Below are 9,878 nucleotides of genomic sequence, written 5' to 3'. Positions count from 1 at the left end.
ACGACCAGTTCCGGCACGCTCAGCCCATAGCCGGCTTCCGCGAGGTCTGCGTCGTCGTAGGAGGTCAACACGGTCACCGCCAGGATGCGCGGTCCCAAGAGGCCCCGACCGCGAAGGGCGGCCCGCATGGTTTGAGGATACGCATGCACGGTGAGGAAGGTCGCCCCGAGATCGGACAGGGCACGCACCCCCTCCTCCACGGTGTTGCCGATGTCATGGAGCTTGAGATCGAGGAAGACCTTCAGGCCGGCACCCGCCAAGCGGGGGACCAGGGCAAGGCCGCCGCCATAGGCGAGACGATAGCCGATCTTGTAGAACGTCGCGGCATCGCCGATCCGCTCGACGAGGGCCTCCGCCTCGCCGGGCGTGGCGACGTCGAGGGCGATGATGAGCCGGTCGCGGGGGTCTGCCGTGGTCGCGGCGTCGGGCATCGGGATCTCCGGATTACTGGTCGGAGGACCATGCCGGGGACGACCTTGTCAACGCTCAGGACGGCGGAGGCGTCATCACGGAGGCGACTTCGGCCTTGAGAGCCGGAAGCAATTCGGCCTCGAACCAGGGGTTGGCCTTCAGCCAGCCGTTGTTGCGCCACGACGGGTGCGGCAGCGGCAGCACGCGAGGCCGTCGCGGCTCGTCGAGGATCTGGCGCCAGCGCCGCACCGTGCCGGTGAGGCCACCCTCCATGGCCCCGAGATGCCACGCTTGGGAATACTGGCCGATGACGAGGATCAGTTCGAGCCGATCGAGGCCTGCGAGCAGTTCCTGCCGCCAGCGTGGCGCGCACTCGCGACGGGGCGGCCGGTCGCCGCCCTTGGCGTCGAGCCCGGGAAAGCAGGCGCCCATCGGGACGATGGCGACGCGGTCTGGGTCGTAGAAGGCGGGTTCGTCGAGCCCAAGCCAGGCACGCAGGCGAATGCCGGAAGGGTCCTGAAACGGGACGCCGCTGCGGTGCGCCCGTGTCCCCGGTGCCTGGCTGGCGATGCACAGCCGGGCCTTGGCCGTCCCCTGAACGATGGGGAACGGCTCCTGCGGAAGAGGAGCACCGTACCGGGGCTCGTCGCGACAGATCCGGCAGGCGCGAAGGCCGGCGACGGTCTGATCGAAGGCGGTTGGCGAAGACATCGGGTGGAGAGGTAAGGCGCCACCTCGATGCGGCGAGGGACACCCCGTATCGGCGGCGACGGCTCTCGTATCACACGCCCTTCATGCCACTGAGATCCAGGGGCAGCGAGCGCAGGCGCTGGCCGGTGGCCGCGAAGATCGCGTTGGAGATCGCCGGGGCGATCACCGGGACCCCCGGCTCGCCGATCCCGGTTGGTGCGGCCGTGGAGGGCATGATGTGGACCTCGACCACCGGCATCTCGCTCATGCGCGTCGGCTCGTAGCTGTCGTAGTTGCGCTCCTGCACGACGCCGTCCTTCAGCGTGATGCGGTTGCGCAGCACCGAGGACAGGGCAAAGCCGACCGCGCCCTCGACCTGCGCCCGGATGATGTCGGGATTGACCGCGACGCCGACGTCGACGGCCGCGACGATGCGGTTGACCTTCACCTTCGCGTCCTCGGCGGTGATGTCGGCCACCATCGCGACGTAGGAACCGAAGGATTCATGCGCCGCGACGCCGAACCCCCTCCCCTTCGACGTCATGTCTTTCTTGGCGGCCGAGCTCCATCCGGCCTTCTCGGCCGCGAGCTTGAGGACGCCGGACAAACGCGGGGCGGCCGAGAGCAGGCCGAGCCGGAACGCCACCGGGTCGGCGCCAGCCGCATGCGCGAGCTCGTCGACGAAGACCTCCATGGCCTGCGCCGTGTGGGTATGGCCGACCGAACGCCACCACAGCACCGGCACGCCCTCGCGGGCATTGTGCACCGTGAAGCGGAAGGCCGGCAGAGCGTAGGGGGTATCGGAGGCACCCTCGACGGTCGTCGAGTCGACGCCGTTCTTCACCATCATGGTCTCGAAGGGCGAGCCGACCAGGATCGACTTTCCGACCATGGTGTGGGTCCAGCCGGTGATGGCGCCCTTGGCATCAAGCCCGGCCTTCAGCTTGTGGAGGACGGTGGGACGGTAGAAGCCGCCAGCCATGTCGTCCTCGCGGGTCCAGACGAGATGGACCGGGGCCTTGCCGCCGGTGGCGCGCACGATGGCGGCCGCTTCGGCAAGGTAGTCCGCCCCCGGCGTCGCCCGCCGCCCGAACGAACCGCCTGCCCACTGGGTATGAAGGCGGACCTTGTCGGTCGTCACGCCCAGCGTGGCCGCGATGACCGCCTGCTCCACGCTGTGCAGCTGGCACCCGGCATAGACGTCGTAGCTGCCGTCCTTGGCCCGCGCGATCGTCGCGTTCAGGGGCTCCATGGCTGCGTGCGCGAGGTAGGGAAAGTTGAACTCCGCCTCCAGAACCTTCGCCGAGCCCTTGATTGCGCCCTCCGGGTCGCCCCGCTCGGAGGCGACGAGCCCGGGGCGGTCCGCCGTCTCGCGATACGAGGCGAGGATCGCGTCCGAGGAACGCATCTCGGCGGCCGCGTCGTCCCAGGTCAGGTTCAGCGCCTCGCGGCCCTTCATCGCGGACCAAGTGTCCTTCGCAATGACCGCGACGCCGGTGGGGATCTTCACCACGTCGAGCACGCCCGGCACGGCGCGGGCCGCCTTGTCGTCGACGGTCTTCACGACGCCGCCGAAGCGAGGCGAATGCGCCACCACCGCGGTGACCTGCCCCGGCCGGCGGACGTCCATGGAGTAGACGGCACTCCCGTCGGTCTTCGCGCCCGAATCGAGGCGCGGCACCTTGGTGCCGATGAGCCGCCACTGGCTCGGGTCCTTCAGGCGCGGCTGCTGCGGCACGGGCTGGCCGGCCGCGGCTTCGGCCAGTTCGCCGAAGCGGCCCTGACGGTTCGATGCGGCGTGGCGGATGACGCCCGATTCCACCGTGATTTCGGAGGCAGGGACCTTCCACTGCGCCGCGGCTGCGGAGACCAGCATGGCGCGGGCGGCCGCGCCGGCCTTGCGGAGCTGGAACCAGGAATTGGCGATGGCGGTGGAGCCGCCGGTGCCCTGGACCGGACCCATCAGGAGGTTGCTGTAGAGGGCGGCATCGGCCGGCGCGAAGGCGGTGCGCACCCGTGTCCAATCGGCGTCGAGTTCGTCGGCCAGGATGGTGGCAAGCCCGGTGGTGTTGCCCTGCCCCATGTCGAGGTGCTTGATCATCACCGTGACGGTGTCGTCGGCAGCGATCCTGACGAAGGCATTGGGTTGCGCCGGCCCCGTGGAGAGGTCCGGCCCGCCGGCGGCCCGAACGGCCTTGCCCGCATCGAGATGGAATCCCAGCAGGATCGCGCCCGCGGCCGAACCGCCCAGGAAGGCGCGGCGCGAGGGCTTCGCCACCGATGCCTCATGTGTCTGATGGACCTTCAGCATGGCTGGGCTCCCGGATATTAGCGTCTTGGGGCGGGCGTCGGTCAGGCGAGGGAGCGGGCGGCCTCGTGGATCGCCGCGCGGATGCGTTGATAGGTGCCGCAGCGACAGACGTTGCCGTCCATGGCGCCGTCGATATCGGAATCGGAGGGATTTGCCGTCGTCGACAGGAGGCCGATGGCCGACATGATCTGACCGGACTGGCAATAGCCGCACTGGACCACGTCGAGTCCGCGCCAAGCAGTCTGAACCGCTTCGGCGACGCGCCCCGAAACCCCCTCGATCGTCGTCACGGAAGACGCACCGACATCTCCGATCCGGGTCTGGCAGGCACGGACCGGCTGCCCATCGAGGTGGACCGTGCAGGCTCCGCACTGAGCGATACCGCAGCCGTATTTCGTGCCCGCCTTGTCGAGATGGTCGCGCAAGACCCAGAGGAGGGGCGTGGCCGGGTCGGCATCGACCTCGTGCGCTACGCCGTTGACCGTCACTGTCAGCATGTCGCGCCTCCTCATCCTCCGAACGCCGCCGAAGCTAACGGCGTCGAGAACCGATCCATGTGCGGGCGCGCACATGGATAAGGAATCCTAAAAACTGCCGTCTCCCGAAGGGAGCACTCCCGAGGATCCGGACAACTGTGCGGATTTCCCTAGGCCGTTCTTAACACATCCGGGGCAGTCTCCAGAATGGCACGTGCGGCGCCGCCATGGTTTCCCGTCCGCGGCCTCGCTCACTTCAAATTTCAAGACGGCGATGACCGATCTGACAGCGGAGATGGTGCAACGTGGCCGGGGATCGTCCTCAGAGGAGATGGTCCGTCGTCGCGTGGTCGCGCGCGACATCCGCTCGGCGCGCGAGCGGCTGACCTCCATAAGCGGGCTGGAGAGGGCGTTCGATTACGAGCTCATCCGGATCTATGCGCAGTACCGCGCCGGGGCCGGCCTCCCCCAGGCGCTGCTCGCGGTCGCGGTGGCCGGCGCCACGGCGTTCTGGGTTCCGCTGAGCTTCGCCGTCGCCTGGGCGATCTGCCTCGTGGCCTCCGTCGCGCTCACCATGTCCTTGACGCGGCGATTCCTGTCGCTGGACCCCGACGCCGTCTCGGTGAAGCGGTGGCGGCGCGCCTTCGTCGGCACGGAGCTGGTTCAAAGCGCGTCATGGGCGCTGATGATCCTTGTCGGCTCGAGCGCCGCACAGACCTTCGTGCTGTTCGGGCTCGTAATCGTGGCGGCAGTGGCGACGATGCTGGCGGCGACGGTGCCGGCCGCCGCACTGGCGGCGCTGGTCCCGCTGATGATGGCGGCCCTCGCCCTCCTCACCGTCTCCCACGACATGGACACGGTGATCCTTGTGACCATGACGCTCGGCGCGCAGGCCTTCTTCATGGGGCTCGTGTACCGGGTCTACGCCTCCACGGTCGAGGCGCTGCAATCGCAGGCGGAGAAGGACGCGATCTTCGGCGAGCTCGAACACGCCAAGGCCAATTCCGACGAGGCCCGCCGACGCGCCGAGGAGGCCAACCTCGCCAAGTCCCGCTTCCTCGCCACCATGAGCCACGAGCTTCGCACGCCGCTCAACGCCATCCTGGGCTTCTCAGAAGTGATGAAGAACGAGGTGTTCGGCCCGCACACTGCGCCCGCCTATGGCGAATACGCCACCGACATCCACGAGAGCGGGCTGCACCTCCTCAATCTCATCAACGAGATCCTCGACCTCTCGCGCATCGAGGCCGGGCGCTACGAGCTGAACGAGGAGGCGGTCGAGCTCGCCCAGGCGGTCGAGGAGTCGCGCCACATGATCGGCCTGCGCGCGCGCAGCAAGGGCCAGATCTTCCACGAATTCGTGGACGAGACCCTGCCGCGCCTCTGGGCCGACGAGCGCGCGCTTCGCCAGATCGTGCTCAACCTCCTGTCCAACGCGGTGAAGTTCACTCCTCCCGGCGGCGAGATCACCATCAAGGTCGGCTGGACCGGTTCGGGTGGGCAATATGTCAGCGTGAAGGATTCGGGGCCCGGAATCCCGGAAGACGAGATCGGTACCGTGATGTCCTCGTTCGGCCGCGGCTCGCTGGCGATCAAGACCGCCGAGCAGGGGTCGGGCCTCGGCCTGCCCATCGTGAAGGGCCTCGTCGATCTCCACGGCGGCACGTTCCAGCTCAGCTCGCGGCCGCGCGAGGGTACCGAGGTGGTGGTGACGTTCCCGGCGAGCCGGGTCATGGAAACGCTGCCGGCGGTGGAACTCGGTTCGGACAGGATGGTGGCGGAACCGGAGATCGCCGGAAAGCGGCGGGCGCAGGCTGCCTGATCGTCGGCGGGCCGCATTGCCGACGACGCCTCCGCGCTCAGCGCCCGCCGAGTTCCCCTTGCACGGCGAACGCGATCTGTAGCGCGGGTGAGTTCCGGCTCAGGCCGAGGCCGGCCGCGAGACCCAGGTTGGCGCGCTGGTCGCTCAGGCGATGGCGCACGCCCATCTGCAACAGGGCGAAATTCACCTCGCCCTCCTCCTGCTGCTCCCGGGCATAGGTCATGACCTGAGCCGTATCCCGGGCGACGGATCCTTGAGCCGACCGGACTCAGCCCTGATCGCGGCCCGACACCCCCGCCTGCGCGAAGGTCGCCATGTCGCGGTGGCAGGCGAGCGCGCCCTTGAGCAGACCCAGCGCCATTGCTGCGCCCGATCCCTCGCCGAGCCGCATCCCGAGCGCCAGGAGCGGCACCAGGCCGAGGCGCTCCAGCACCTCGGCATGCGCGCCCTCGGCCGAGACGTGCCCGGACAGGCAATGGTCGAGGGCCGTCGCGTCGACGGCGTGCAGGATCGCCGCGGCGGCGGTGGCGACGTAGCCGTCGAGCACCACCGGCACCCGCTGGAGGCGCGCCGCCAGGATCGCCCCGGCCATCGCGGCGATCTCACGGCCTCCGAGGCGGGCCAGAACCTCGAGCGGGTCGTCGAGATGGCCGCGATGGTGGACGAGTGCTGCGGCCACCGCATCGGTCTTGCGGGCGAGCCCGGCCTCGTCGACGCCCGTGCCGCGTCCGACCCAATGGGCCGGATCGCCGCCGTAGAGCGCGGCGTAGATCGCCGCCGCGATGGTGGTGTTGCCGATGCCCATCTCACCCAGAGCGAGGCAATCGGTACCGGCAGCCACCGCCTCCATGCCGAAGGCCATGGTGGCCACGCAATCCTTCTCGGAGAAGGCGGGACCGGCACAGATGTCCCCGGTGGGCAGGTCGATGGCGAGGTCGAAGACCTTGAAGCCGAGGCCGTAGGCGGCGCAGATCTGATTGATGGCGCCGCCGCCAGCGGCGAAGTTGTCGAGCATCTGGCGGTTCACGTCGGCCGGATAGGCGGAGACCCCGCGGGCGACGACCCCGTGGCTGCCGGCGAAGACGCAGACCAGCGGCCGGTCGAGACTCGGCTGGCCCTTGGCCTGCCAGGCGGCGAGCCACTCGACGAGCTGTTCGAGCCGCCCCAGCGCGCCCGCGGGCTTGGTGAGCATCGCGTCGCGCTCGCGCACCATGGCGACGGCGTCGCGGTCGGGGCCGGGCATCCCGGCGATCAGGCCGCGGATATCCGCAAAGGGGCTCTCGTCGGTCATGTCGGCATCCCTCGCGAGCATGTTTGGCGCGGTCGATGCCGGGATGGCGGGGCGCGCTGACCACGGGCTATACCGGCCGGTGGTGGGACGGTGAAGGCGGGCTGAGATGGCCGAGGATGCGCAGGACGTCGCGGAGCCGGCATTTCCCGGTGCTCAGGCGGCATACGATCTTGTGTCCTGCCTGCGCTTCTACAGCCGCTTGACCGTGCCGCGCCTGCCCGGCGAGGGCGATCCGCACGGGGTGCCGGACTTCCGCACCGTGCCGCGGATGCTGCCGCTGGCCGGCCTCCTCCTCGGCTTGCCGTCGGGGCTGATGCTGCTGGGTGCCTGGGCGCTCGGGCTCGGTCCCTTCCTCGCCGCGACCCTGGCGGTGGCGACCGGCGCCCTCGTCACCGGGGCCCTGCACGAGGACGGCCTCGCCGACGTCGCCGACGGATTCGGCGGCGGCACTACCCGCGAGCGCTGTCTCGAGATCATGCGCGACAGCCGCATCGGCGCCTATGGCGGGGTCGCACTGGTCCTGGCGCTGGCCCTGCGCATCGGCGCCCTGGCGACCCTGCTCGACCGGACCGGCGCCTACGCCGCCCTCGCGCTCGTGCTGGCCGCGGCGATCTCGCGCACGGCGGCCCTGGCGCCGATGGTGCTGCTCGACCCCGCCCGCCCGGGGGGAGCCGGCGCCGCGGTCGGGCGACCGACGCGGGGGACCTTCCTCGTCGCCATGGGCCTCAGCCTCGGCCTCGCCGCCATGGCCCTCGGCCTCGGCCTGCCTGCAGGCGGCATCGCCTTGATGCTGGGATTCACGGCTTTGGCGGCCGGCATCGTCACCGCCCTCGCTCGGCGCAAGATCGGCGGTCAGACCGGCGACGTGGTCGGGGCCTGCCAGCAGGCGGCAGAGGTCGCGGGACTCATCGGCCTTGTCGCCGCCATCCCGGTTTGATCGCGCTGGCCTCATGGCCGGACGGGCTTGATCGCAACCCCCGGCCCCTTCATGGAACGGCCGATGACCGTCCTCGCGCAAAAACCCTCGAGTCCCTGCACCAAGCTCTGCATCCTCGATGAGAGGCTGGGCCTCTGCGAGGGCTGCGGTCGCACGCGCGACGAGATCGCCCTGTGGGGGTCGATGCCGGAGGCGCGGCGCAGTGCGATCATGACGACGCTGCCGGAGCGCCTGAAGGCAGCCCTGGATCGGCGGATGGGGTCATGATCTACGTCGCGCTCGGGCTGCTCGGCCTTGTTCTCGCGATCCTCGTCTTCAACGACGGGCAGACGCCGGTGGTCGGCCTCGAACCGGACCAGCTCGCCGGGCTCGCCGGCGGCAGCGCCCTCCTCGCCATGGTCGTGGCCGGGTTCTGGGGCGAATTCCGCAGCCGCATGGGCGAGAACATCCGGGCGCTGCTGATCTGGGCGCTGCTCGGCCTCGTCGTTGTCGCAGCCTATGCCTATCGCGACGAAGCCCGCGAACTCGGCAACCGGATCATCGGCGAGTTGCGCCCCGGCAGCGCCGCCACCGGCCCGGGCGGCACGGTCACGATCACCCGGCGGGCCGGGGGTGACTTTCAGGTCCGGGCGCAGGTCCGGGCGTCTTCGAATGACCGGACGCAGAGTTTCGTCTTCGACACCGGCGCCAGCACGGTGGTGCTGACCGCCGAGAACGCCGCCGCCCTCGGGCTGACCCCGAAAGACTCGGAATACAGCGTGCGCGTCTCCACCGCCAACGGCACCACCGTGGCTGCACCGGTCTTCCTCGATAGCATCTCGGTAGGCGACATCACCGTCAAACGCGTCTCCGCCCTGGTCAGCCGACCCGGCGCATTGTTCGACAATCTCCTCGGCATGAGCTTCCTCAGCCGGCTGGCCTCCTACGAGGTCCGTGGCGACAGGCTGATCCTGCGCGCCGCGCCCTGACCTGCGGCGTCACGCAGCCCGGCTGGCCTCCGGCGCCTCGCGCGAGACCAGCGCCACGGCCTCGCGAAGGGTCGCCAATCCGGCATCCGCGTTCATGCCCCGTGTCGAGAGATGGCGCCGGAAGGCGCGCGCGCCCGGGCGCCCATTGAACAGGCCGAGCATGTGCCGGGTGATCGTGTGGAGCCTGACCCCTCCGGCCAGGGCTTGGGCGATGGTCGGCGCGAAGGCTTCCACCGCCTCGAAGACGTCGGCGACCGGGGGCGCCTGCCCGAACAGGACGGGATCGACATCGAGAAGGATCGCGGGTTCACCATAGGCCGCCCGGCCGATCATGACGCCGTCGACATCCGAGAGCCGCGCCAGCGCGTCCCCGACCGTGGCGATGCCCCCATTCAAGGCGATCGGCAGATCCGGCCACGCCCGCTTCAGGGCGGCCACCCGCCCGTAATCGAGGGGCGGCACGTCGCGGTTCTCCTTAGGGGAGAGGCCCTGGAGCCAGGCTTTGCGGGCATGCACGACGAGGGCATCGACGCCGGCCGCGACCACTTCTTCGGTAAGGGCGTCGAGGGCCGATGCGTCCTGGTCGTCAACACCGATGCGGCACTTCACCGTGACCGGTACCGAGACCGCCGCCTTCATGGCGGCGACGCACTCGCCGACCAGCGCCGGCTCTCGCATCAGGCAGGCGCCGAAGCGCCCGTCCTGAACACGATCGGACGGGCAGCCGACATTGAGGTTGATCTCGTCGTAGCCGAAGCCTTCGGCGATCCGCGCGGCTTGCGCGAGATCGCCGGGGTCCGAGCCGCCGAGCTGCACCGCCACGGGGTGCTCCGCAGGCGAGAAGCCGAGCAGGCGGTCGCGCGGCCCGTGGAGGATCGCGCCTGTGGTGACCATCTCGGTATAGAGCCGCGCCCGCCGAGACAGGACGCGATGGAACGCCCGGCAATGCCGGTCGGTCCAATCCATCATGGG

Annotated in this window: 11 protein-coding genes; 4 read left to right on the top strand and 7 right to left on the bottom strand. The window is 69.9% G+C overall.

Features of this window, described 5'->3' with window-relative positions; translation table 11 throughout:
* From ACFE7U_RS16220 to ACFE7U_RS16205, 4 genes are all read right to left on the bottom strand, one after another.
* Positions 1-431 (bottom strand): orotidine 5'-phosphate decarboxylase / HUMPS family protein (locus ACFE7U_RS16220; protein ID WP_375410752.1); only part of this gene is annotated, 431 nt, incomplete at its 3' end.
* Positions 432-486: 55 nt separating this feature from the next.
* The gene (locus ACFE7U_RS16215; protein WP_375410751.1) at positions 487-1,122 is read right to left on the bottom strand and encodes a uracil-DNA glycosylase family protein; all 636 of its coding nucleotides are present in this window, start codon (positions 1,120-1,122) and stop codon (positions 487-489) included.
* A gap of 70 nt (positions 1,123-1,192) precedes the next feature.
* Positions 1,193-3,412, bottom strand: coding sequence for a molybdopterin cofactor-binding domain-containing protein (locus ACFE7U_RS16210; protein ID WP_375410750.1), 2,220 nt, complete (start codon positions 3,410-3,412; stop codon positions 1,193-1,195).
* Positions 3,413-3,453: 41 nt separating this feature from the next.
* Positions 3,454-3,909 (bottom strand): (2Fe-2S)-binding protein, encoded by a 456-nt coding sequence (locus ACFE7U_RS16205; protein WP_375410749.1) that lies wholly within the window; start codon positions 3,907-3,909, stop codon positions 3,454-3,456.
* A 253-nt stretch (positions 3,910-4,162) separates the two neighbouring features.
* Here ACFE7U_RS16205 and ACFE7U_RS16200 point away from each other — a divergent pair, with 253 nt between their 5' ends.
* The gene (locus ACFE7U_RS16200) at positions 4,163-5,710 is read left to right on the top strand and encodes a sensor histidine kinase (protein WP_375410748.1); all 1,548 of its coding nucleotides are present in this window, start codon (positions 4,163-4,165) and stop codon (positions 5,708-5,710) included.
* 37 nt (positions 5,711-5,747) lie between these two features.
* Here ACFE7U_RS16200 and ACFE7U_RS16195 read toward each other — a convergent pair whose 3' ends face one another.
* Together ACFE7U_RS16195 and cobT are read right to left on the bottom strand one after the other, a co-directional pair.
* Positions 5,748-5,933, bottom strand: coding sequence for a hypothetical protein (locus ACFE7U_RS16195; RefSeq protein WP_375410747.1), 186 nt, complete (start codon positions 5,931-5,933; stop codon positions 5,748-5,750).
* Between the two features lie 45 nt (positions 5,934-5,978).
* Positions 5,979-7,001, bottom strand: coding sequence for a nicotinate-nucleotide--dimethylbenzimidazole phosphoribosyltransferase (gene cobT / locus ACFE7U_RS16190; protein WP_375410746.1), 1,023 nt, complete (start codon positions 6,999-7,001; stop codon positions 5,979-5,981).
* A gap of 106 nt (positions 7,002-7,107) precedes the next feature.
* Here cobT and cobS point away from each other — a divergent pair, with 106 nt between their 5' ends.
* From cobS to ACFE7U_RS16175, 3 genes are all read left to right on the top strand, one after another.
* Positions 7,108-7,938: an adenosylcobinamide-GDP ribazoletransferase gene (cobS, locus tag ACFE7U_RS16185; RefSeq protein ID WP_375410745.1), complete on the top strand. Its 831-nt coding sequence runs from the start codon at positions 7,108-7,110 to the stop codon at positions 7,936-7,938.
* Positions 7,939-8,001: 63 nt separating this feature from the next.
* Positions 8,002-8,205 carry a DUF1289 domain-containing protein gene (locus ACFE7U_RS16180; RefSeq protein WP_375410744.1) on the top strand — a complete coding sequence of 68 codons (204 nt, stop codon included), beginning with the start codon at positions 8,002-8,004 and terminating at the stop codon, positions 8,203-8,205.
* Positions 8,202-8,906 (top strand): TIGR02281 family clan AA aspartic protease, encoded by a 705-nt coding sequence (locus ACFE7U_RS16175; protein WP_375410743.1) that lies wholly within the window; start codon positions 8,202-8,204, stop codon positions 8,904-8,906. Before ACFE7U_RS16180 ends, ACFE7U_RS16175 begins: the two co-directional genes overlap by 4 nt.
* 9 nt (positions 8,907-8,915) lie before the next feature.
* Here ACFE7U_RS16175 and dusA read toward each other — a convergent pair.
* A partial coding sequence (dusA, locus tag ACFE7U_RS16170) for a tRNA dihydrouridine(20/20a) synthase DusA (protein WP_375410742.1) occupies positions 8,916-9,878 on the bottom strand: 963 nt, incomplete at its 5' end.

The sequence above is a fragment of the uncultured Methylobacterium sp. genome (assembly GCF_964251405.1).
Taxonomy (GTDB): domain Bacteria; phylum Pseudomonadota; class Alphaproteobacteria; order Rhizobiales; family Beijerinckiaceae; genus Methylobacterium.
Note: the sequence above shows the minus strand (reverse complement) of the source record. Positions and strands in the feature narration are given on the sequence as shown.